Annotated in this window: 12 protein-coding genes; 11 read left to right on the top strand and 1 reads right to left on the bottom strand. The window is 73.3% G+C overall.

From position 1 onward, the window contains the following. Window positions 1–36: 36 nt before the first annotated feature. The 4 genes from V5O46_RS24715 (at window position 37) to V5O46_RS24700 (ending at window position 3367) form a co-directional block, all read left to right on the top strand. Entirely contained in the window at window positions 37–945 is a 909-nt protein-coding gene (locus V5O46_RS24715; RefSeq protein ID WP_332886879.1) for an EamA family transporter, read from the top strand. Then, window positions 942–1652, top strand: a complete 711-nt coding sequence (locus V5O46_RS24710) for an NAD(P)-dependent oxidoreductase (RefSeq protein ID WP_332886878.1) — start codon at window positions 942–944, stop codon at window positions 1650–1652. Before V5O46_RS24715 ends, V5O46_RS24710 begins: the two co-directional genes overlap by 4 nt. A 49-nt stretch (window positions 1653–1701) precedes the next feature. Next, window positions 1702–2841, top strand: coding sequence for a CapA family protein (locus tag V5O46_RS24705; protein WP_332886877.1), 1140 nt, complete (start codon window positions 1702–1704; stop codon window positions 2839–2841). A gap of 94 nt (window positions 2842–2935) precedes the next feature. Beyond that, window positions 2936–3367: a PPOX class F420-dependent oxidoreductase gene (locus V5O46_RS24700; RefSeq protein WP_332886876.1), complete on the top strand. Its 432-nt coding sequence runs from the start codon at window positions 2936–2938 to the stop codon at window positions 3365–3367. A 25-nt stretch (window positions 3368–3392) separates the two neighbouring features. On the opposite strand, the gene V5O46_RS24695 is transcribed toward V5O46_RS24700, so the two are convergent. Further along, window positions 3393–4340, bottom strand: coding sequence for a methionyl-tRNA formyltransferase (locus V5O46_RS24695; protein ID WP_332886875.1), 948 nt, complete (start codon window positions 4338–4340; stop codon window positions 3393–3395). A gap of 266 nt (window positions 4341–4606) precedes the next feature. On the opposite strand from V5O46_RS24695, the gene V5O46_RS24690 reads away from it, so the two are divergent. From V5O46_RS24690 to V5O46_RS24660, 7 genes are all read left to right on the top strand, one after another. After that, on the top strand, window positions 4607–5962 hold the full coding sequence (locus tag V5O46_RS24690) for a lysine N(6)-hydroxylase/L-ornithine N(5)-oxygenase family protein (RefSeq protein WP_332886874.1): 1356 nt from the start codon (window positions 4607–4609) through the stop codon (window positions 5960–5962). A gap of 60 nt (window positions 5963–6022) precedes the next feature. After that, window positions 6023–7087 carry a FecCD family ABC transporter permease gene (locus V5O46_RS24685; RefSeq protein WP_332886873.1) on the top strand — a complete coding sequence of 355 codons (1065 nt, stop codon included), beginning with the start codon at window positions 6023–6025 and terminating at the stop codon, window positions 7085–7087. Next, the gene (locus V5O46_RS24680) at window positions 7084–8181 is read left to right on the top strand and encodes a FecCD family ABC transporter permease (RefSeq protein ID WP_332886872.1); all 1098 of its coding nucleotides are present in this window, start codon (window positions 7084–7086) and stop codon (window positions 8179–8181) included. Before V5O46_RS24685 ends, V5O46_RS24680 begins: the two co-directional genes overlap by 4 nt. Window positions 8182–8248: 67 nt before the next feature. After that, window positions 8249–9091, top strand: a complete 843-nt coding sequence (locus tag V5O46_RS24675; protein WP_332886915.1) for an ABC transporter ATP-binding protein — start codon at window positions 8249–8251, stop codon at window positions 9089–9091. 91 nt (window positions 9092–9182) lie between these two features. Further along, entirely contained in the window at window positions 9183–10250 is a 1068-nt protein-coding gene (locus V5O46_RS24670) for an iron-siderophore ABC transporter substrate-binding protein (RefSeq protein ID WP_332886871.1), read from the top strand. Between the two features lie 47 nt (window positions 10251–10297). Continuing rightward, the gene (locus V5O46_RS24665; protein ID WP_332886870.1) at window positions 10298–12106 is read left to right on the top strand and encodes an ABC transporter ATP-binding protein; all 1809 of its coding nucleotides are present in this window, start codon (window positions 10298–10300) and stop codon (window positions 12104–12106) included. A 68-nt stretch (window positions 12107–12174) separates the two neighbouring features. Then, a complete protein-coding gene (locus V5O46_RS24660) occupies window positions 12175–23088 on the top strand; it encodes a non-ribosomal peptide synthetase (RefSeq protein ID WP_332886869.1) in 10914 nt (3637 codons plus the stop codon). The last annotated feature ends 94 nt before the right edge of the window (window positions 23089–23182 follow it).

Genomic DNA, 23182 nt, shown 5'->3' with positions numbered 1-23182 from the left:
TTGGATTCATAGCGGGTCGCTGCGCAGACTTCCCCCATGCAGACCTTGACCGAGCGGTCGCCGGCCCCGCCGCGCGCCCCGCGGGCGCCGCGGGCGGCCACCGTCGCCCTCACCGCACTCGCCCCCGCCTCCTGGGGCACCACCTACGCCGTGACCACGGAACTGCTCCCGCCCGGGCCGCTGTTCGCCGGGCTGATGCGGGCCCTGCCCGCCGGGCTGCTCGCGCTCGCCCTCACCCGCGTGCTGCCGCGCGGGGACTGGTGGTGGAAGGCCGCCGTCCTCGGCGCGCTCAACATCGGCGCGTTCTTCCCCCTGCTGTTCCTCGCGGCCGAGCGGCTCCCGGGCGGTGTCGCCGCCACGCTCGGCGCCACCCAGCCGCTGCTGGTCGCCGGACTGGGCATCGCGGTGCTCCATGACCGGCCGACGTTCTGGCGGCTGAGCTGGGCGGTGATCGGCGTGGCCGGCGTCGGGCTCGTCGTGCTCGGCCCGGAGGCCCGGCTGGATCCCGTGGGGGTGCTCGCCGGACTCGGCGGCACGGCCGTCATGGCCGCCGGAGTCGTGCTCACCAAGCGCTGGGGCCGCCCCGCCGGGGCGGGGCCGCTGACCCTGGCCGGCTGGCAGCTGGCGTTCGGCGGCCTGCTGCTGCTCCCGCTCACCCTCGCTCTCGAGGGCGTGCCGGAGCGGATCGACGCCGGAGCGGCCGCGGGCTACCTCTGGCTCGGCACCATGGGCGGGCTGATCGCGTACACGCTGTGGTTCCGCGGGATAGGGAAGCTGCCGGTCGGCGCGACCGCCCCGCTGGTGCTGCTGTCCCCGCTGGTCGCGGCCGTCGTCGGTCTCGCGCTGGGCGAGTCGCTCAGTGTGCCGCAGATCCTGGGCTTCGTGCTCGCCCTGGCCGCCCTGCTCGCCGCACAGTTCAACTCCCCGAAGGGACGGACTCGATGAGGAACCGCAAGACGATCGCCGTGCTCGGCGCCACCGGAATGGTCGGCCGCCGCGTCGTCCGCGAGGCCGGCCTGCGCGGACACCGGGCCCTGGCCCTGTCCCGGAAACCGGCGGACGAGGACCGTCACGTGACACCGCTCGCCGTCGACGCGAGCGACGCGCACGCCGTGCACACGGCACTGGCCGGCTCCGCCGCGGACGCCGTCGTCCTGACCCTGCGCACCCACCCGGCCGACCAGGAGTTCCTGGTCGGGGCCACCTGCACGGTGCTGGACGCCGGCGCCCGGCTCGGGATCCGGGTCCTCGTGGTCGGTGGCGCCGGTGCCCTGCGCAGCACCGGCGACCAGGAGCTGCTGGTCGCCGACGACCCCGTCCACGTGCCCGCTCCGTGGCGGAGCGTCGCCGCCGCCGGCGTCGCCCAGCTGCGGACCTGCCGGAGCCATGCCGGTGCCGACTGGGTCTATCTGAGCCCGCCCGCCCTGCTGGAGCCGGGCGAACGCACCGGCCGCTACCGGCGCGGCACCGACCGCCTGCTCGTCGCCGCCGACGGCCGCTCGTGGATCAGCGCCGAGGACCTGGCCGTCGCCGTGGTCGACGAGCTCGAGACCCCCGGCCCCGAACGCCACATCACGGTCGTCCACGGCGACGGCCGCCCGCCGGTCCCGGCCGGTCACCGGTCCGGCGCGACACGGGCGCCACGGCGGTGAGGTAGCCCGCCGAGCCGTGGGGTAGTCGGGTGGGGAGAGAGGCGGGACGATGGGAGATCCCCGGTCCGGCGGGCACCACGACCACCGCCGCCGCGTCGTGACGCTGTTTCTGTGCGGCGACGTGATGCTCGGACGCGGAGTCGACCAGATCCTCGCGCACCCCGGCGATCCGGAGCTGCGCGAGGAGCATGTGCGCGACGCCCGGACCTATGTGGACCTCGCCGAGCAGGCCGCCGGCCCGATTCCCGCGCCGGTCGGCCCGGCGTGGCCGTGGGGCGAGGCTCTGGAGGTGCTGGAGCGGGCCGCCCCCGACGCCCGGATCCTCAACCTGGAGACCGCGGTCACCGCCGACGGCGACTTCGCCCCCGGCAAGGCGGTGCACTACCGGATGCACCCGGCGAACCTGCCCACCCTGACGGTGGCCCGGCCCGACGTCTGCGTGCTGGCCAACAACCACGTCCTGGACTTCGGCCGCCGCGGCCTGGCGGACACCCTCGGCGCCCTCGCCGCGGCCGGCCTGCGGGTGGCCGGAGCCGGGCGGGACGCGGCGGCTGCGCAGCAACCGGCCGTGGTCCCGGTCGCCGGGGCCGCCCGCGTCCTGGTGTTCGCCGTCGGCATGCTCTCCAGCGGCATTCCGCCCGGCTGGGCGGCCGCCCCGGACCGGTCCGGTCTCGCCTATCTCGCCGAGCCGACCGCCGCGGCGGCCGAGCCCCTGGTCCGGCGGGTGCAGCAGGTGAGGAGACCGGGCGACATCGTGGTCGTCTCCGTGCACTGGGGCTCCAACTGGGGCTACCAGGTGCCCCGGGACCAGACCGGCTTCGCCCACGCTCTGGTGGACGGCGGCGTCGACCTGGTCCACGGTCACTCCTCGCACCACCCCCGCCCCGTCGAGGTGTACCGCGACCGGCTCGTCCTGTACGGCTGCGGCGACTTCATCGACGACTACGAGGGCATCTCCGGGTACGAGGAGTACCGCGACGATCTCCGCCTCGCCCACCTCGTCTCCCTGGAGACCGGCACCGGACGGCTGACCGCCCTGCGCATGGTGCCGCTGCGGGTCCGCCGGATGCGGCTGCGGCACGCGCAGTACGCGGACCGGGTCTGGCTCCGTGCCACGCTCGCCGGGATCAGCCAGGGTGTGCACGTGACACTGGAGCCCGACGGCGCGCTCGCCCTCACCGCGGAATGACCCGCCGGCGGCTACGCTGCGATGGTCGCCGCGTTGCGCAACCCGCCGGTCCGTCGACCGCCGGTCCGTCGACCCGTCAGGAGTGAGTGCGCCCATGACCACCTCCCCGTTCGACGCCCGCGCCCTGCTCGCGGAGAGCAGGCTCGGCGTACTGGCGACGATCAAGTCGGACGGCAGACCGCAGATGTCCCCCGTGATGCCGTTCTACGACACGGACGCGGGAGTCGTCCATGTATCGATGACGGAGGGCCGGGCCAAGACGGCCAACCTGCGGCGGGACCCGCGCGCCACCCTGGAGGTCACCGCCCCCGACGGCCGTTCCTGGGCCACCGCCGAGGGCGTCGCGACGCTCACCGGACCGGGCTCCGACCCGCACGGCCCCGAGGTGGAGGCACTGGTGGGCTACTACCGGCTGGCCGCCGGCGAGCACCCGGACTGGGAGGAGTACCGGTCGGTGATGGTCTCCGACCGCCGGGTGCTCATGACGATGACCGTCGACCACGTCTACGGCGCCAGGATCGGCTGACCCGCCCCGCCGGCCGCGGGGCGGGTCAGGGGCGGTGCGTCAGATAGCCGCCCATGGAGGTGAAGTACTCCGTCGCGGGCAGCTCCCGGCCGTCCTCGGTCCGCACCCGGGTGAGGGCCAGCCCGCGATGGGTACCGGTCCGGGCACCAGCACCGGCGACGATCACCACGCCGTCGCCCTCCCGGTAGAAGATGCGCCCGGGCGTGCCGCCGTAGCGGCCCTGGGAAACCACCGCGGCGAGGACCTCGAGCCGCTTGCCCTGGTGGAAGGTGAAGGCGCTGGGGTACGGCTCGGACTGGGCGCGGACCAGGCGCTCCAGATCCTCCGCCGGCCAGGACCAGTCGATGCGGCTGTCCTCGATGGAGCGCTTGTGGAAGAAGCTCGCCCGGGACCGGTCCTGCCGGGTGAACTCGGTCTGCCCCGAGGCGATGAGGCCCAGCGCGCCGATGGTGACGGGGGCGATGAGGTCGACCGTCTTGTGGAAGAGGTCGGTGGCGGTGTCCGCCGGTCCGACCGGCACCGCCTCCTGCCGCACGATGTCCCCGGCGTCCAGCTCGTCGTTCATCATGTGCGCGGTGACGCCCACTTCCGGCTCGCCGTTGATCAGCGCCCAGATCAGCGGGGAGAAGCCGGCGTACTTCGGCAGCAGCGAGTCGTGCACGTTCAGCGTGCCGTGCCGGGGCAGGCCGAAGATGCGCGGCGGGATCCAGGTCCGCCAGTTGTTGGCCACGATGACGTCCGGGTCGGCCTGGCGGAGCCGCTCGAACAGCTCGTCGTCGTCCGGGCGGTTGCGGATCAGCACCGGGACACGGTGCTCCTCGGCGAGGTCGGCGACCGAGTCGCTCCAGATCTTCTCGTAGGCGTGCTCGCTCCTGGGATGCGTGACGACCAGGACCACGTCGTGCTCGGAGTCCAGGAGGGCCTGCAGGGTGCGGTGCCCCCACGTCTGGTAGCCGAACATGACGACCCGCATGCGGTTCCTCCTCGAGACCGGGACTGGACGAGATCAGTAAAGCAAGGCTTACCTAAGTGTGCAATGGGCCTTGTTCCGGGGCGCGTTGAGGGTGTCGGCGCTTCCCGGTGTCCGCTTTGTCTATCGACAGGATTCGGGCATCAGCTTAGCCTTACCTAAGTTTGAGCCGTGGCTCTTCGGCATGCCCGGCTTGCGTACTTCCCGATGCTCGACCAACGGCTCCCGCCCGTCCCGGCGGCAGCCGCCCTCGCATGATTGGGAGTGACATGGCACAGGCTCGTCCCGGCGACGCCCCCTTCATCCACGACCTCATCGGCATCGGCTTCGGGCCGTCCAACGTGGCCATGGCGATCGCACTCAGCGAGCACAACGCACGCGTCGGCAGGCCCGAAGCGATCACCGCCCGGTTCTTCGAGCAGCAGCCGCGCTTCGGCTGGCACCGCGGGATGCTCCTCGACGACGCGACCATGCAGGTGTCCTTCCTCAAGGACCTGGTGACGCTGCGGAACCCGGCCAGCGAGTTCAGCTTCCTGTGCTACCTGAAGAGCAGGGGACGGCTGGTCGACTTCATCAACCACAAGAACCTGTTCCCGCTTCGGGTGGAGTTCCACGACTACTTCGAGTGGGCCGCCGCGCAGGTCGACGACATGGTCTCCTACGGCCACGAGGTCGTCGGGGTCGCGCCCGTAGTCCGTGACGGAGTCGTGGAGCACCTGGACGTGACCGTCCGCACGGGGGAGGGGCTCGCCCTCCACCGGGCCCGCAACCTCGTCATCGGCACCGGGCTGCGCCCCCTCATGCCCGAGGGCGTGGACCGCGGCGCCCGCATCTGGCACAACTCCGAACTGCTCTCCAGGCTGGAGCGGTTGACCGGAGCCCCGCCGTCCCGGTTCATCGTCGTGGGCGCCGGCCAGAGCGCCGCCGAGAACGTCGCGCACCTGCACCGCCGCTTCCCCGGTGCCGAGATCTGTGCCGTCTTCTCCCGCTACGGCTACAGCCCCGCCGACGACAGCGGCTTCGCCAACCGGATCTTCGACCCCGGCGCGGTCGACGAGTTCTTCACCGCACCCGAGAGCGTCAAACGCCGTCTGATGGACTACCACGGCAACACCAACTACTCCGTGGTGGACATCGACCTCATCGACGACCTCTACCGGCAGATGTACCAGGAGAAGGTCCTCGGCACCGAGCGGCTGCGCTTCCTCAACGTCTCCCGGCTGACCGGTGTCGTCGAGACGCCCGACCGGGTGCGCGCCACCGTGAAGTCCCTCGTCACCGGGGAGCAGACCCCGCTCGACGCGGACGTCGTGGTCTTCGCCACCGGCTACAGCCCCGCCGACCCGCTCGCCCTCCTCGGCGAGGTCGCCGACCGCTGCCTGCGCGACGCCGAGGGCCGGGTCCGCGTCGACCGCGACTACCGCGTCGCGACCGACCCCGCACTGCGCTGCGGCATCTATCTGCAGGGCGGCACGGAACACACCCACGGCATCACCTCGTCGCTGCTGTCGAACACCGCCGTCAGGGTCGGCGAGATCCTCGACTCGCTTCTGGACCGCGGCCTGAAGTCCGCCTCCGACGAGGCCCGCACGGTCGCCGACGGGACCGGCAGCACCGCCCGCTAGCACGCGGAGCGCGGCCGGCGGGCGGTGGGCACGGCGATCGAAGGGATGACGTACCGCGACATGCGCACGACTGCAGTGGAACGCCCCGCGCCCGCACCCGGGACGGCAACGGCGGCCCGACGACGCCGTGTCGTGGGCCTCGGGATTCTGGCGGGGATCCTCGTGGCCGCCGCGGCGGTCTCGCTGGCCGTCGGCACCCGCGCGCTCGGCCCGGCCGAGGTGTGGCACGGGCTGTTCGCGGCACCCGACCCCGACCAGCGGCTCACCGAGATCAGGCTGATCGTGCAGACCGTACGGGTGCCGCGGACGGTGCTGGCGATCGTCGCCGGCATCGCCCTGGGCATCGGCGGGGCGCTGATCCAGGGCTACACCCGCAACCCGATCGCCGACACCGGCCTGCTCGGGGTGAACTCCGGCGCCTCGTTCGCGGTGGTGACGGCCATCGCCGTGTTCGGGCTCACCGACCCCTTCCAGTACGTCTGGTCCGCCTTCCTCGGGGCCGGGCTCGCCGGTGCGGTGGTGTTCGGGCTGGCCAGCATCGGCCGCGGCGCCGGCAATCCGCTGACGCTCGCCCTCGCCGGGCAGGGGGTCACCGTGTTCCTGGCGGCGGTGACCACGGCGGTCGCGCTGTCCGACCAGGCGTCGCTGAACGCGCTGCGGTTCTGGAACGCGGGGTCGGTGGCCGGGGCGGGGTTCGACGTCATCCGGCCGGTCACCGCGTTCATCGCGGTCGGCCTGGTGCTGGCGCTGACCACACTGCCCGCCGTCAACCTGCTCAACCTGGGGGACGACGTGGCACGGGCGCTGGGGGTGAACACCGCCCTGAGCCGGACCGTCGGCATCGCCGCCGTCACCCTGCTGGCCGGCGCGGCGACCGCCGCGTGCGGCCCGATCGCCTTCCTCGGCCTGATGGTGGCCCACGTGGCCCGGTATCTGACCGGCCCCGACTACCGCTGGCTGGTTCCGTACGCGGGTCTGCTCGGCGCCGTCGTCCTGCTGGTCTGCGACATCGTGGGGCGCGTGGTGGTCCGGCCCGGCGAGCTGGACGCGGGCATCGTCGTCGCACTCCTCGGGGCGCCGTTCTTCGCAGGTCTCGTCTGGCGCGGAAAGTTCAAGAACACATGAGCGGCGCGGAGATGAAGCGGGCGGTGACGCCGGCCGGGGCTGACGGTGCGGCGCCGGAGGTGGCACCGGGGGTGCGGTTCGGCCGGGTGTCGTTCGTGTGGCGGCCCTGGATGGTCCTGGTCACGCTGCTGCTGGCGGCGGCCGCCTTCCTGGCGTTCTGTCTCTCCATCGGCGTGGGGGACTTCCCCATCGGCCTGCCCCGGGTGATCGCCGTGATCCTGGGCGGGGGCGAGCCGGTCGACCAGTTCGTGATCATGGACCTGCGGATGCCGCGGGCGCTGGCCGGGCTGGTCGTGGGGTTCGCGCTGGGGGTGTCCGGGGCGATCACCCAGTCCATCGCGCGCAATCCGCTGGCCAGCCCGGACGTGCTGGGGATCACCGCCGGTGCGGGCACGGTCGCGGTGTTCCTGGTGACGGCGTCGGGCGGGGCGGCCACGGCGATCGCCGGCGCCGTGGGGCTGTCCGCGGCTGCGCTCGCGGGCGGCCTCGGCACGGGGCTGCTGGTGTACTTCCTGGCGTGGCGGCGGGGGATCGACGGGTTCCGGCTCATCCTCATCGGCATCTCGGTGAGCGCCGTGATGGAGGCGATCACGACCTGGCTGCTGGTCCGCGCCGACATCAAGGACGTCGCCCGGGCGCAGACGTGGCTGGTCGGCTCGCTGGACAACCGGTCGTGGGACGAGATCCGGGTGGCCCTGTGGTGCACCCTCGCCCTGCTGGCCGTCGTGGCGAGCGTCGCCTTCCAGTTCAAACCGATGCACTTCGGCGACGAGATCGCCGCAGGCCTCGGCGTCCGCTACTCCCTGGTGCGGGCCGTGCTGCTGCTGTGCGCCGTGCTGCTCGCCGCCGTCGCGGTGAGCGCGGCCGGACCGGTCCCCTTCGTCGCCCTGGTGGCGCCGCAGGTGGCGATGCGTCTGGTCCGGTGCCCGACACCGCCGATGGCGGCCGCCGGTCTGACGGGCGCGCTGCTGCTGATCGGAGCGGACCTGACCGCGCGCACCGCTCTGCCGGTCTCTCTCCCGGTCGGGGTGGTCACCGCCGCGATCGGCGGGCCCTTCCTCGTCTGTCTGCTGGTGCGGGCCAACCTCAGATAGCCGGTGGTACAAAGGTTAGGCAAACCTCAACAAAGGGGGGGTCGTGGTCGTTCAGCACATCGCCGCGATGGCGTCCGGGGGCGAGGACGCCGCACGGCTGGCGACGCGGGACGTCCGCGTCGGGTACGGCGGCCGGACGGTGATCGACGGTCTCGACGTGACGATCCCGCCCCGGGTGATCACCACCATCATCGGGCCCAACGGCTGCGGGAAGTCGACCCTGTTGCGGACTCTGTCCCGGCTGCTGAGACCGGCCAGGGGCACGGTGGTGCTGGACGGGCAGGACATGGCGCGGCTCAGGACCAGGGACGTGGCCAGGAAGCTCGGTCTGCTGCCGCAGGCGCCCGTCGCGCCGGAGGGTCTGACCGTGGCGGACCTGGTCGCCAGGGGGCGCCACCCGCACCAGAGCTGGCTGCGCCAGTGGTCCTCGGACGACGCCGCCGTCGTCCAGCGGGCCCTGGCCATGACCGGGGTGCCCGACCTGGCCGACCGCCCCGTCGACTCGCTCTCCGGAGGCCAGCGCCAGCGCGTCTGGATCTCCATGACGCTGGCTCAGGGGACCGACCTGCTGCTGCTCGACGAGCCGACCACCTACCTGGATCTGGCCCATGCGATCGACGTCCTCGACCTGGTGGACGATCTGCACGAGTCCGGCTGCACCGTCGTGATGGTGCTCCACGACCTCAACCTGGCCACCCGCTACAGCGACAACCTCGTCGTCATGAAGGACGGGTCGATCCTGGCCCAGGGGCACCCCCGCGACGTCATCACCGCCGAACTGCTGCACGACGCGTTCGGCCTGCAGGCCAAGGTGATCGACGATCCGGTGGGGGACCGGCCGCTCGTCGTGCCGATCGGGCGCGCCCATGTGCAGCCCGCCCCGGAGCCGGCACATGTGACCAGTAATTAAGGCTAGGCTTACCTCAGTTGGGCGAGGTAAGGTTTGCCTGCCCTCGGGCAAGGCCGCAGTGGTGACAGCGCGACAGCAAGGGAAATTGCGGATGCTTCTCCATCGAACGGCACGTGTGAAGTCCTCCTGGCGGCGGGTGGCGTCGGTGTTCTCCGCCGCCACCCTCGGTATCGGCCTCCTCGCCGGATGCGGTTCCGGCTCCTCCGACGACTCGTCCGACGACAACGGCGACGACAGCACCCCGGCTGCCGCCGCCGGCGCATTCCCGGTCACCGTCGAGCACGCCTTCGGCTCCACGGAGATCACCAAGGCCCCCGAGCGGGTCGTCTCCGTCGGCTACACCGACGACCAGGCCATACTGGCGCTGGGCACCAAGCCGGTCGGCATGGTCGACCAGTACCCGAACCCGCCCGGCCAGAGCCCCGACATCAACACCCAGTGGCCGTGGGTGAAGGACGAGTGGGGCGACACCCGCCCCGAGGTCGTCATGAAGAACGGCGACTCGGGCCCCAACTACGAGAAGATCGCCGCGCTCCGGCCGGACCTGATCATCGCGGTCTACTCCGAGATCGACCAGGCGGCCTACGGCAAACTCTCCAAGATCGCCCCGACCGTGGGCCGCACGAAGGCCGAGAAGGAGCCGTTCAGCGCCCCCTGGCAGGACAACGCCGTGCACATCGCCAAGGCCCTCGGCAAGGAGGCGGAGGGCGAGAAACTCGTCCAGGGCATCCAGGACAAGCTGGACGCCGCCCGCGACGCACACCCCGAGTGGGCCGACCAGACCGCCGTCGCCCTGTCCTGGTACAAGGACTCGGTCGCGCCGTTCACCACCACCGACGTCCGCGGACGGATCGTCACCGGCATCGGCTTCAAGGGCCGGACCGAGATCGACGAGATCGCGGACGGCAGCTTCTACACCGTGCTCTCCCCGGAGCGCATCGACCTCGTCGACGTCGACCGCATCTTCGTCATCAACGACCGGGCCGACCAGGCGGAGCTGAAGAGGTTCGAGCTGTTCGCCAACCTGACCGCGGTCAAGGACGGCAAGGTGTCGTACCTGCTGGACAGCGAGGGCCCGGCGGTCGGCGCCGCCATGTCCCAGAGCACCCTGCTGTCCCTGCCCTACGCCATCGACAAGATCGTCGAGTCGGTCGGCTGAACCATGCCGGACACCCGAACCCGTCCCCGGCCCGCCCTGGTCACAGGGTGAGCGCCACCGTCACGCGCGTCGCACCCGCGACGCTGCGCACCACGACCGGCCGCGAGGCCGCCCGATGGGTCGCGGCGCACTGCCGCGAAGCGCCCTGGCTGACCCTGGCCACCGCGCTCACCACGGTGGCCGGGGCGGCGCTCCAGGTGCTCCCCGTACTCCTGCTCGGCCGCGTGGTCGACGGGGTGGTGGCCGGCGAGTCCCGCTCCGTCCTGGTCACCACCGGTGTCCTCCTGGTGGCCGCCGCCCTGCTCGGCGCGGTGGCCACCGCCGCCTCCACCTACCTCGTCGGACGACTGGGCGCCGATCTGCTCGCCCGGCTGCGGGAAGGCGCCGTCCGGGCGGTCCTGGGTATGCCCAGCGCCCGGATCGAACAGGTCGGCCGCGGCGATGTGCTCTCCCGGGTCGGCGACGACGTCGCCGTCATCTCCAAGGGCATCCGCACCGCCGTCCCCACGGTGTTCTCCGCGGGCGTCCTGGTCGCCATCGCCACGGTCGGCATGTTCGGACTGGACTGGCGGCTCGGCCTGGCCGGCGCCGGTGCACTGCCCGCCTACGCCTTCGCACTGCGCTGGTACCTGCCCAGGTCCGCCCCGCTCTACCGCCAGCAGCGGGCCGCCCAGGCAGACCGCGCCCAGGCCCTGATCAGCGGCCTCGACGGCATCGACACGGTCCGCGCCTACCGGCTCGAAGCGGACTTCCGCGCACAGGTCACCCACGAGTCCTGGCGGGTGCGCAACCTCGGCATCGACGTCTTCCGGATCTTCGGCCGCTTCGTCGGCAGGGAGAACCGCGCCGAGTTCATCGGCCTCACCCTGATCGTCGTCGTGGGCTACGCCCTGCTGGAGGCCGACGCCGCGAGCCTGGGCGAGGTGTCCGCGGCCCCGCTGCTGTTCCACAAGCTGTTCACCCCGCTCGGCTCCATCATGTTCACCTTCGACGAGGCGCAGAAGTCGGGGGCGAGCCTGACCCGGCTGGTCGGAGTGCTGGGGGAGTCCGCCGAGGAACGCCTCGTCGGCGACGCGCCCGCGGCACCGGACGGCCCCGCGCGGTACCCGGTGACCGTCGAGGGGCTCACCTTCACCTATCCCGGCTCCGGCGAGCCGGTGCTGCGGGAGGTCGACCTGACCATCCCGGCCGGCGGCTCCCTCGCCCTGGTCGGGGCGACCGGCGCGGGCAAGTCGACGCTGGCCGCGCTGATCGCCGGCATCGGCAGGCCGCAGGCCGGGTCGGTGCGCATCGGGGCGACCGACCTCGCCGGGCTGGACGAGGCCGGGGCGCGGGCGCTGGTCAGCATCCTCACCCAGGAGACCCATGTGTTCTCCGGGCCGCTCGCCGACGACCTGCGGCTCGCCGCGCCCGGCGCGACCGAAGCCGAACTGACCGGCGCACTGCGCACCGTCGGCGCCGACCGGTGGGTCCAGGAGCTGCCGGACGGGCTGTACACCCCGGTCGGCGAGGGTGGCGAGCGCCTGGACGTCACCAAGGTCGCCCAGATCGCCCTGGCCCGGCTGGTGCTGAGCCCGTCGCCGGTGGTCGTGCTCGACGAGTCCACCGCGGAGGCGGGCAGCGAGGGCGCCGCCGAACTGGAGCGCGCCGTGCTGGCCGCATGCGCGGGCCGCACCACCCTGTTCGTGGCGCACCGGCTGACCCAGGCCATGGCCGCGGACCGGATCGCCGTACTGGACGCCGGCCGCGTCGTGGAGCAGGGGACGCACGAGGAACTGACGGCCCTGGGCGGCCGCTACGCACGCCTGTGGCAGGCCTGGCGAGAAGGCAGCCAAGGCGATCACCACCCGCGTTGAGACCGGAACCACCTCCGCACCCGGAAGACGGATGAACGTTCGCACCTGGAAGGGGCGTCGAGTCGCCGATGTTGGAACCGAGCGCTCGTGTCGTGCAGCTTGATCCCGCACGCCTGGCCGGCGTACGCCGCCGCATCGGCGAGTACTCCGACCGCACCGTCACCGCCGCATGCGCCGTCGCCCTGTCGTACTGGGCGACCGGCCGCAGCCCCGACGGCATCGAACTGACCCCCGGCACGCTCTTCGCCGACGTCCTCGGCTGGGCCGACAACGGCGGTGCGGGCCCCGGCGACTGGCGGATCGGCGCCGACGGCCGTAGTATCACCGTCCCGGAGGACGTCGCCCTCTCCGACGCCGGACTGGCCCTGGAGGACCTGGCCGACTTCCCCGACCGCCCCCTCGGCACCGTCGGCCCCTCCGACACCGCGGCGCGGCTCGAGGCACTGGCCGCCTGGAACGACACCCGGGCCGACCGCGACCGCCCCGGCATCGCGGAACTCTTCCGCGAGCAGGCGCGCACCAGGCCCGACGCCGTCGCCGTCGTCGACGGGCACCGAAGCCTGACCTACCGTCAGGCCGCCGAGCTCTCCAGCCAACTGGCCCACCATCTGCTCGACCGCGGCCTCACCGCCGAACAGGTCGTCGGCATCTCGCTGGACCGCTCCGCCGAGATGGTCATCGGGCTGCTCGGCGTGGTCCAGGCGGGCTGCGCGTTCGTACCGCTGGACCCCCGGTGGCCCGCCGAACGCCGGGCCGCGGTCATCGAGGACGCCCGCGTCGCCGTCCAGCTGGACGCCTCCGGCACGCACCGGCCCGGCGAACCGGACGCCATAGCCGTGGACCTCGACGACTGGCGGTTCGCCTCCCACCCCACCGACGGGACCGGCATCACCGTCCCAGGCGACGCCCTCGCCTACGTCATCTTCACCTCGGGCTCGACGGGCCGGCCCAAGGGCGCCATGATCCGGCACGAGGCGATCAGCGAGCGCCTGCTCTGGCAGGTCCACGAGATCCTCGGATTCGGCCCCGACGACGCGTCACTCTTCAAGGCTCCGCTGTCCTTCGACATCTCCCTCAACGAGATCTTCCTGCCGCTGGTCTGCGGCGCCCGGCTGGTGGTGCTGCGGCCCGGCGGCGAACGCGACCCGCAGCACCTCCTGGGGGTCATCGCCGAGCAGCGGGTCACCTTCGCCTACCTGGTCTCCTCCATGCTGGACGTGCTGCTGGAGATGGCCGGCGACTCCGGGCGGCTGGACAGCCTGCGGCATGTGTGGTGCGGCGGCGAGGTGCTCACCCCGGAGCTGTACGAGCGGTTCCGCACCCGCCTCGACATCCCCCTCTACCACGGCTACGGCCCGGCCGAGACCACCATCGGCGTCTCGCACGTCGTCTACCGGGGCGCGGCCGAACGCCTGTCGACCTCCATCGGCAGGGCCAACCCCAACACCCAGCTCTATGTGCTCGACGACGAGCTGCGCCCGGTCCCGGTCGGTGTCGGCGGCGAACTGTACGTCGGCGGGCTCCTGCTGGGACGCGGCTACGCGGGCGCACCCGGCCTGACGGCGTCGCGGTTCGTCGCCAACCCCTTCGCCGACGACGGATCCCGGCTGTACCGCACCGGCGACCTCGCCCGGTTCGCTCCGGACGGGTCCCTGGACTTCCTCGGGCGCGCCGACAACCAGATCAAGATCCGCGGCATGCGGCTGGAGATCGAGGACGTCGAGGCCTCCCTCGCCGAGCATCCCGCCGTACGGCACACCTGCGTCGTCGCCAGGCAGAACACCGCGGGCGGCACCTACCTGGTGGGGTATGTGATCCCGGCAGCCGGCCACCAGGATCTGCGGGCCGACCGGGTCAGGGCCTGGGCCGCCGACCACATGGTCGAGTACATGGTGCCCGCGCACATCGTGGTGATGGACGCGTTCCCGCTCACCGCCAACGGCAAGCTCGACCGGCGCGCCCTGCCCGAGCCGGCCACCGCCACGGGCCCGCTCGCCGCGCCCGCCACCGACGCCGAGCGCGCCGTGTGCGCCGCGGTAGCCCAGGTGCTCCGCCTGGACGAGGTCGGCGTCGACCAGGACTTCTTCCAGCTCGGCGGCGACAGCATCCTGGCGATCTCGCTGCTGACCGCGCTGCGCGACGCCGGACTGCACGTCACACCGCGGCAGATCTTCTCCCACAGCACGGTGGGAGCACTGGCGGCGGTGGCCGGCCGTGACGACGTCACCGCCGTGGACACCGGCGACATCCCCACCGGCCCCGTCGCCGGATCCCCCGTCGTGCAGTGGCTCGGCGAGACCACCGACGCCGTCGACGGGTTCGTACAGTCCGTGGTGCTCAACACCCCGGCCGAGCTGACCCCCGACGCCCTCGACACGCTTCTCGCGGCACTGCTCGCCCGGCACCCCATGCTGCGCGCCCGGCTGGTGCGCGGCGAGCGCTGGAGCTTCGACATCCCGGAGCCCGGCCGTCCGGACGCCGGCCTGTGGCAGCACAGCGACCGGCCGCTGGACGAGTGCGTCGCCCTCGCCACCGACGCCGTGGACCCGGACCGCGGAGCGATGCTGCGGGCCGTCTGGCGCCGCGCCGCACGCCAACTGGTCCTCGTCGTCCACCATGTGGTCGTCGACGGGGTGTCCTGGCGGATCGTGATGGACGACCTCGCCACGGCCTGGCGGCAGTACTCCTCCGGGACGCTCGTCGAACTCCCCGGGACGGGCACCTCGTTCCGGCGCTGGACCGAACTGCTCGGCAGCACACCCTTCGACGCCGACCGCGACTTCTACCGGCGCCCGCTGCCCGGTACCGACCTGCCGCTCGGCAGGCGCGCGCTGTCCGCCGCCGACACCGTCGCCCGGGAGCGGGTCCGCACCCTCCGGGTCGGCCCCGCCGTCACGGCCGCGCTGCTGGGCGAGACACCCGCCCGCTTCCACGCACGCGTCAACGACGTCCTGCTGACCGCGCTCGCGGTCGCCCTCGCCCGATGGCGCCGCGACCGCGGCCAGGACCAGACGTTCGCGCACATCGAACTCGAGGGCCACGGCCGCGAGGCCGGGTTCGTCGCCGACTCCGCCGGCTTCGAGCCCGAGCTGTCGCGCACCGTGGGCTGGTTCACCACCCTGTTCCCGGTCACCGTCGACCCCGGCCGGGCGGCGGACCTCACCGACCCGGCGTATCTGACCGCCGCACTCAAGGCGGTCAAGGAGGACCTCGCCCGGGTACCGGCCAACGGCCTGTCGTACGGGGCCCTGCGCCATCTGCACGGCGAGCGGTTCGACACGCCCGCACCGCAGGTGCTCTTCAACTACCTCGGCCGCTACGACGCGGGCGCCGCCGGGGAATGGCGGCTCGCCGGCGCCACCGGACAGCTGGGCGAGCGCCGCGACCCTCGGATGCGGCTGCCCCGCGCCCTGGAGTTCAACGCCATCGCCGAACCCGCCACGTCCGGCGAGTACGAACTCGCCACCAGCGTCTCCTGGCCCGACGGCCTGTTCACCGACGACGACATCACCGCCCTCGGGGACCACTTCCGCGAGGCGCTCACCGGGCTGGCCGCACTGGACACCGGCGGCCACACCCCCAGCGACTTCCGCCCGGTGCCGCTCACCCAGGCCGACGTCGACGCCCTGGACGGCCCCGCGCTGCGGGACGTCCTGCCGCTCACCCCGCTGCAGGAAGGCCTGTACTTCCACTCCGTGTACGACGACACGTCGGCGGGCGCCTACGTGGAACAGCAACTGCTCACCCTCGAGGGCGACCTGGAGCCCGAACGGCTCGCCCGCGCGGCGACCCGGCTGCTCACCCTCCACCCCAACCTGGCCGCGCGGTTCGTGTCCCTCGCCGACGGCCGTGTGGTCTCCGTCCTCGACGCGGACCTGGAACCACCCTTCACCACCCTGGACCGGCCCGGCATCACCGACGAGGAGCTCCACGACCTCGCCGAACGCGACCGCCGCGCCGGCTTCGACCTGGCCGCCGGCCCGCTGATGCGGTACACGCTGATCCGCACCGGTCCCGAACGGCACGTCCTGGTGCAGACCGTGCACCACATCGTCGCCGACGGCTGGTCGGTGCCGCCGATGCTGCGCACCCTCATGGCCGAGTACCACGTGCCGGGAACCGTGCACCCGATCGGCGGCTTCCCGGACCACGCACGCCGGCTCGCCGCACGCGACGACGACGAGAGCGACCGGATCTGGCGGGAGGAGCTCGCAGCACTGCCCGGCCCGTCGCTGGTCGCCGAGGGCCACACCCCCTCCGACCGGTTCGCGGAGACGGCCGTGGAGCCGGCGGACGACCTCGACGCCGCGGCCCGGACGGCAGGCGTACCGCTGAGCGTGGCCGTGCACAGCGCCTGGGCGGTCACCCTGGGCGGCATCCTGCACAGCAGGGACGTGGTGTTCGGCTCCACGGTCTCCGGGCGCGACGCGGACGTGCCCGGCATCGAGAACATGGTCGGACTGTTCATCAACACCATCCCGGTACGCGCCCGGTGGGCCGCCTCGGACACCGCAGGCGACCTGCTCGCCGCGGTCCGGGAACACCAGAGCACCGTCCTGCCGCACCAGCACGTCTCCCTGGCCCGCATCGGCCGCCGGACCGGCACCGGGCCGCTGTTCGACACCCTGGTCGTGTTCGACGTCAGCACCGACCTCGACGCGCTGCGCGGGCCCGACGACACCGTCGTCATCACCAGCATCGCCAACGAGGGCGCCCCGCACTACCCGCTGACCCTGGTGGTGGAGCGGACGGCCGAAGGCCGCCCCTGCTTCAACCTGATCCACGACGGGGCCCTGCTGCGCGAGCCGAGCGCACGGGACATGCTGCACATCTTCACCCGGACCCTCACCACCCTGCTCACCCGCCCCGACACCCCCGTCCACGCCCTCGCCGCCGACCGCACCCGGCCCGCCGCGACCGGCGCCCCGACCACCCTGGGCGCCCTGTTCGACGCCGCCGCCGGCCGCGACCCGGCCGCCACCGCCGTCACCCAGTGCGCCCTCGACGGCGGCACCCGTTCTCTGACCTACGGCGAGCTCGCCCACGCCAAGGACGCGCTGGCCGCCGTCCTGCGCGCCGCCGGAGCCGGGCCGGGCCGGCGCGTCGCCGTCGCCGTGCCCCGCTCACCGGAACAGGTCGTCGCCCTGATCGCGGTCGTCACCGCGGGCGGCGCCTACGTACCCCTGGACCCGGCCCACCCGGACGAGAGGCTGGAGTACATCCTCGCCGACGCCGCACCGCAGGTCGTCCTCGTGGACCGGGACCAGCGCGACCGCTTCACCCGGCTGCTGGCGAGGGCGGGCGTGCGGGCCCGGGTGCTCGTGCAGGGCGACGAACCCACGGCCGCCGCCCCCACCGGACCCGGGCCCGGCCCCCACGACCCCGCGTACGTGATCTACACCTCCGGATCGACCGGCAGGCCCAAGGGCGTCGTCGTCCCGCACGCCGGCGTGGTGACCCTGCTCCGCAACACCCGCCCGGACATGGAGTTCGGACCACGGGACGTATGGGTCCAGTTCCACTCGTACTCCTTCGACTTCGCCGTCTGGGAGCTGTGGGGCGCACTGGTGCACGGCGGGGAACTGCTGGTCCCGGAGTACGCGCTGACCCGCTCCCCGGTCGACTTCCACCGGCTGGTCCGGGAGCGCGGGGTGACGGTCCTCAACCAGACGCCGTCCGCCTTCCACCAGTTCGTCGAGGCCGACCGGCACGCCGACGAGCCGGTCACCACGCTGCGCCGGATCATCTTCGGCGGGGAGGCCCTGGACCCCGCGCGGCTGCGCGGCTGGGTCGAGCGGTACGGCACCCGCAGGCCCGAGCTGGTCAACATGTACGGCATCACCGAGACCACCGTCCACGTCACCCACCGGGTGCTGACCGACCAGGACTTCGCCCCCGGCGGCAGCGCCAGCCCGATCGGCGGCCCGATACCCGGGCTGGTCACCCACCTGCTCGACGACCGGCTCCGGCCGGTGCCCCCGGGCCGGGTCGGCGCCGTCTACGTCGCCGGCGACCAGGTGGCGCTCGGCTACCTCGGCAGGCCCGGACTGACCGCGGGCCGCTTCGTGGCGGACCCGTTCGCCGCCGACGGCTCCCGTATGTACCACACGGGCGACCTGGCCCGCCGCACCCTCGACGGCGAGCTGGAGTTCGCCGGGCGCGCCGACGACCAGGTACAGCTCAAGGGCTTCCGCATCGAACCGGGCGAGGTGGAGTCCGCGGTCCGGGAGCTCGACGGGGTGGTCGACACCGCGGTCACCGTCGCGGACGGCGGCGACCACCTGATCGCACACGTCGTGGGCCGGGTACCCGGCGACTTCACCGCCCTGCTGTCGGAGAAACTGCCGGCGCACATGGTCCCGGCCCGGGTGCTCCCGGTCGACGCCCTGCCGCTGACCGTCAACGGCAAGCTGGACCGCAGCGCCCTGACCGCGCGCGCCGCACAGCTGGACACCCCGGTGCCCGGAGGCGGCTCCGCGGTACGCAACGAGGCGGGCGAGGACGCGCTCGCGGCACTGGTGGACGTGTTCGCCGAAGCGCTGCCCGGCGCCGGCGTGGACGGCGACACCGACTTCTTCCGGGCCGGCGGCGACAGCATCGTCGCCATCACCGTGATCAACCGCGCCCGCGCGCTGGGCCTGCCGATCGCACCCAGGGACGTCTTTCTGTACCGGACGCCCCGCGCACTCGCCGCACACCTGCCCGGCACCGTCCCGCAGCGTCAGGCGCCGCCCGGCACCGCCGCCCGGGAGGACGGCCCGCTGCCGCCGACCCCGGTCATCCTGCGCCAGCGCGAACTGGGCGGCTCACTCGCCCGCTTCGCCCAGGCCCGCACCCTGGTCGCCCCCGAGAGCACCGGCCCCGCAGACGCCGAGCGCGCCGCGAACGCAGTCGTCGCCGCACACCCGGCCCTGCGGATGCGGCTGCGCATCGAGCACGGGGTGTGGACCCTGCGCACCGAGCCCGCCCGCCCGGTCACCGTCGTCGCACGCGACACGACCGACCCGACGGCCGCGGCCGACGAGGCCGCCGCCCGGCTCGACCCCGGGACCGGAGCACTCGTCGCCTTCTCCTGGCTGGCGGCGACCCGCACCCTGGTGGTCACCGTCCATCACCTGGCCGTCGACGCGGTGTCCTGGCTGATCCTCCTCGACGACCTGGCCACCGCCCTGCGCGGCGCCCCCCTGCCGCCGCCGACCACCCCCTACGCCGAGTACGCCGAGGCGGTCGCCGTCCGGGCCGCAGAAGGGAGCGACGACCTCGGGCACTGGATCGACACCCTCGCGGCCCCCGCGCTGCTGCCCGCGATCGGCGAGCACCGCGAGACCACCGTCGTCCTTCCGCCGGGGACCAGCGACCGCCTGACCCGGACCGCGCCCGCCGCATTCGGCGCCGGCCTCACCGAGCTGCTGTGCGGCGCGCTGCGCACGGCACTCACCCGCATCCAGCCTGAACCCACCGATCTCGCCGTCGACCTGGAACGCCACGGCCGGGTCCCGGTCAGCGCCCACCACGACTACACCCGCACCGTCGGCTGGTTCACCTCCATCGCACCCGTGCGGCTCACCGCGCACAGCGACCCGGTCGCCGCGGCCCGCGAGCTCGCCGAACGCCAGCCGGACGAACAGGGGCACCTCGCCTACGGCCGGCTCAGGTATCTCAACCCGCAGACCGCGCCGCTGCTGACCGCCCGCCCGCAGGTGCTGTTCAACTACCTCGGCCGCGGTGACGAGTCCCAGGCCCCGCGGCTGACCGGCGGCGACCAGGTCAGCCCGTATGCCGTCGAGGTCAACGCCTGGACGGACGCGGCCACCGGCAGTCTGCACGCCGCCTTCACCCTTGCCGACGGCATCCCCGACGCGATCACCGGACACTGGCTCGCCGCCCTGGAACTCCTCGCCGACACCGCCGGTACCGCCGAGCGCACCGCGCCGGTCACCCCGCTCCAGCGCGGGCTGTACTTCCAGGCCCAGCTGACCGGCCCGGCGGGACACTACGTCGCGCAGAGCCACTTCACCTTCGACCGCCGCCTGGACCCCGACGCGCTCGCCGAGGCCATGGCGTACGTCGTCGCCCGCCACCCGGTCGTCGGCGCCGGCTTCACCACCGACCCGGACGGCAACCCCGTCCAGGTCCTCCGCCCGGACCGGCGGGTACCCGTCCGCACCGTCGACGTGGCCACGGACGCGGACGCCGACGCCCTGCGCACCGAGGACCGCGAGCGCGGTTTCGACCCGGGGGAGCCGCCGCTGGTCCGGCTGACCGTGCTGCGCCGCCCCGACGGCGGCGACGGACTGCTGCTCAGCTACCACCTGCTGCTGTGGGACGGCTGGTCCCGCGAGATCGTCCTGCGGGACCTGTTCGCCGCCTACGAGGCCGCCGTCGCGGGCCGGCCCCTCGCCCACGCCCCGGCCACGCCGAGCTTCGAGGACCACGCCCGGGCCCTCGACGCGCGGGACCCGGCCCCCGCGGAACGCTTCTGGGCCGAGCACCTGGCCGGGCTGCCCGGCCCGACCCTGCTCGCCGGACCCGCACCGGCCCTGTCCGACGCCCTGCCGCACACCCTCGCCCGCACGCTCTCCGCCGCACGGTCACAGCGGCTCCGGGACGCGGCCCGCGCCCACGGCGTCACCCTCAACACCGTACTGACCGGCGCGTTCGGCCTGCTGCTCGGCGCCCGCACCGGACGCAGCGACGCCGTGTTCGGCGTGACCGTCTCCGGCCGCGAGGGCGAGGACCTGCCGGACGTCGTCGGCGTCCTGCTCAACACCGTGCCGATGTGGACCCGGCCCCGGCCGGACCAGACCGTCGGCGCCTATCTGTCCGCGGTGCAGACCGCCAGGGTCGCCGCGATGGACCACGAACACCTCGGGCTCGGCGAGATCCAGCGGGCCGGCGGCCACGACACCCTCTTCGACAGCCTGTTCGTCCTGCAGAACTTCCTGGACCTGGACGCCTTCGCCGAGATGAACGCCCGGCACGGCATCACCTCGGTGCGCGCCGACGACTCGACGCACTATCCGTTCACCTGGGTGGTCACGCCCGGCGACCGGCTCACCGTCAAACTGGAGCACCGCGACGGCGACACCGGCCGTGCCCGGCGCCTCCTCGACGACTATCTGCGTGTCCTCGACGACCTGGCCCGCAGCACCGGACCGGTCGGCGCCCTGCCCGGCCTCGGAGCCGAGCCCGAGCCCGCCGCACGCACCGGCGTCGGCACGGACACCGTCGTCGACCGCTTCGACCGGGCCGCCGACCGCGACCCGGAGCGCACCGCACTCGTCGCCCACGACCGCACCCTGACCTTCGCCGAACTCCGCGACCGCAGCCGCGCCGTGGCCGGAGTGCTCGCCCGGCGAGGCATCGGCCCGGAGACCACCGTGGGCCTGGCCGTCCCCCGCTCCCCGGACTCGATCGTGGCCCTGTTCGCCGTCCTGCGCACCGGTGCCGCCTACGTACCGCTGGAACTGGACCACCCGGACGAGCGGATCGCCGCGATCCTCGACGACGCCCGCCCGGAGCTGATCCTCACCGTGAGCCCGGTCGCGTCCCGGCTGACCGGCGACCTGATCGAACTGGACCGCCCGCTGCCCGCCGCCGAACCGTTCGTGACGTTCGCCCCGGACGACCCGGACCGGCTGCGGCACCCCGCGTACACGATCTACACCTCCGGCTCGACCGGGAAGCCCAAGGGCGTGGTCACCGAGTACGCCGGACTCACCAACATGCTGATCAACCATCAGCGGCGGATCTTCGCACCGGTGCTGGCCCGGCACGGCCACCGGATCTTCCGTGTCGCGCACACGGTGTCGTTCGCCTTCGACATGTCGTGGGAGGAGCTGCTCTGGCTCGCCGACGGACACGAGGTGCACATCTGCGACGAGGAACTGCGCCGCGACGCGCCCCGGCTGGTCGCCTACTGCCTCGAGCACGGCATCGACGTCGTCAACGTCACGCCGTCCTACGCACAGCAGCTGGTGGCCGAGGGCCTGCTCGACGACCCGGCACGCAGGCCGGCGCTGGTGCTGCTCGGCGGTGAGGCCGTCACCCCGGCACTGTGGCAGCGGCTCGCCGGCACCGACGGAACGGTCGGCTACAACCTGTACGGGCCCACCGAGTACACCATCAACACCCTCGGCATCGGCACCTTCGAGTGCCAGGACCCGGTGGTGGGGGTGGCCATCGACAACACCGACGTGTACGTCCTGGACCCGTGGCTCCGGCCGCTGCCGGACGGTGTCCCCGGCGAGCTGTACGTGGCCGGTGTCGGCATCGCCCGCGGCTATCTCGGGCAGCCCGCGCAGACCGCGCACCGGTTCGTCGCCTGTCCGTTCGGCCGGCCCGGCGAGCGCATGTACCGCACCGGGGACCTGGTCGCGCGCCGGCCCGACGGCAACCTGACCTACCTCGGCCGCACCGACCAGCAGGTCAAGATCCGCGGCCACCGCGTCGAGCTCGGCGAGGTCGAGGCCGCGTTCGCCGCCCACCCGGCGGTGCGGTTCGCCGCCGCGGTCGCCGAGCCCGACCCGCAGGTCGACGGCGCCCACCGGCTGGCCGCCTACCTCGTACTGGACGGCGCCGACCTGGCCCAGGTCGCCGCCGAGGCCGGTGCCGGGCTGCCGGACTTCCTGCGCCCGACGCACTACGCCCGGGTCGACCGCATCCCACTGACCGTGAACGGGAAGGCCGACACCAAGGCGCTCCCGGAGGCCAAGCCGCTGGGTGCGCTCACCAGGGCGGGGGAGCGCGGCCCGCGGACCGGGACCGAGCGGGTCGTCTGCGAACTCTTCGCCGAGGCACTGGACCTGGACGACGACGAGGTGAGCGCGGTGAGCGACTTCGTGTCCCTCGGCGGCCACTCCATGCTGGCGGTGCGGCTCGTCGGGCTGCTCCGCCGCGAGTACGGACCCGTGCTCACGATCCGTGACCTGTTCACCCTGCGGACCCCGGAAGCGATGGCCCAGCACATCGATGACCACTGACGCCCTGCCGACCACCACCGACGCCATGTCCGCGACCACAGACGCCCCGCCGGCCGACGGCAGCGCCGGATCCGGCATCCTGCGGGTGGCCCTG

It is taken from the genome of Streptomyces poriticola, assembly GCF_036689765.1.
GTDB classification, from domain to species: Bacteria; Actinomycetota; Actinomycetes; order Streptomycetales; family Streptomycetaceae; genus Streptomyces; species Streptomyces poriticola.
This window is presented reverse-complemented; position numbering and strand designations above follow the sequence as displayed.

Bases quoted from the DNA above. Each gene is read 5' to 3' on its own strand.
- V5O46_RS24710 (WP_332886878.1), top strand. From the start codon at position 942: ATGAGGAACCGCAAGACGATCGCCGTGCTCGGCGCCACCGGAATGGTC.
- V5O46_RS24680 (WP_332886872.1), top strand. From the start codon at position 7,084: ATGAGCGGCGCGGAGATGAAGCGGGCGGTGACGCCGGCCGGGGCTGAC.
- V5O46_RS24690 (WP_332886874.1), top strand. From the start codon at position 4,607: ATGGCACAGGCTCGTCCCGGCGACGCCCCCTTCATCCACGACCTCATC.
- V5O46_RS24715 (WP_332886879.1), top strand. From the start codon at position 37: ATGCAGACCTTGACCGAGCGGTCGCCGGCCCCGCCGCGCGCCCCGCGG.
- V5O46_RS24670 (WP_332886871.1), top strand. From the start codon at position 9,183: ATGCTTCTCCATCGAACGGCACGTGTGAAGTCCTCCTGGCGGCGGGTG.
- V5O46_RS24700 (WP_332886876.1), top strand. From the start codon at position 2,936: ATGACCACCTCCCCGTTCGACGCCCGCGCCCTGCTCGCGGAGAGCAGG.
- V5O46_RS24685 (WP_332886873.1), top strand. From the start codon at position 6,023: ATGCGCACGACTGCAGTGGAACGCCCCGCGCCCGCACCCGGGACGGCA.
- V5O46_RS24660 (WP_332886869.1), top strand. From the start codon at position 12,175: ATGTTGGAACCGAGCGCTCGTGTCGTGCAGCTTGATCCCGCACGCCTG.
- V5O46_RS24705 (WP_332886877.1), top strand. From the start codon at position 1,702: ATGGGAGATCCCCGGTCCGGCGGGCACCACGACCACCGCCGCCGCGTC.
- V5O46_RS24695 (WP_332886875.1), bottom strand. From the start codon at position 4,340: ATGCGGGTCGTCATGTTCGGCTACCAGACGTGGGGGCACCGCACCCTG.
- V5O46_RS24675 (WP_332886915.1), top strand. From the start codon at position 8,249: ATGGCGTCCGGGGGCGAGGACGCCGCACGGCTGGCGACGCGGGACGTC.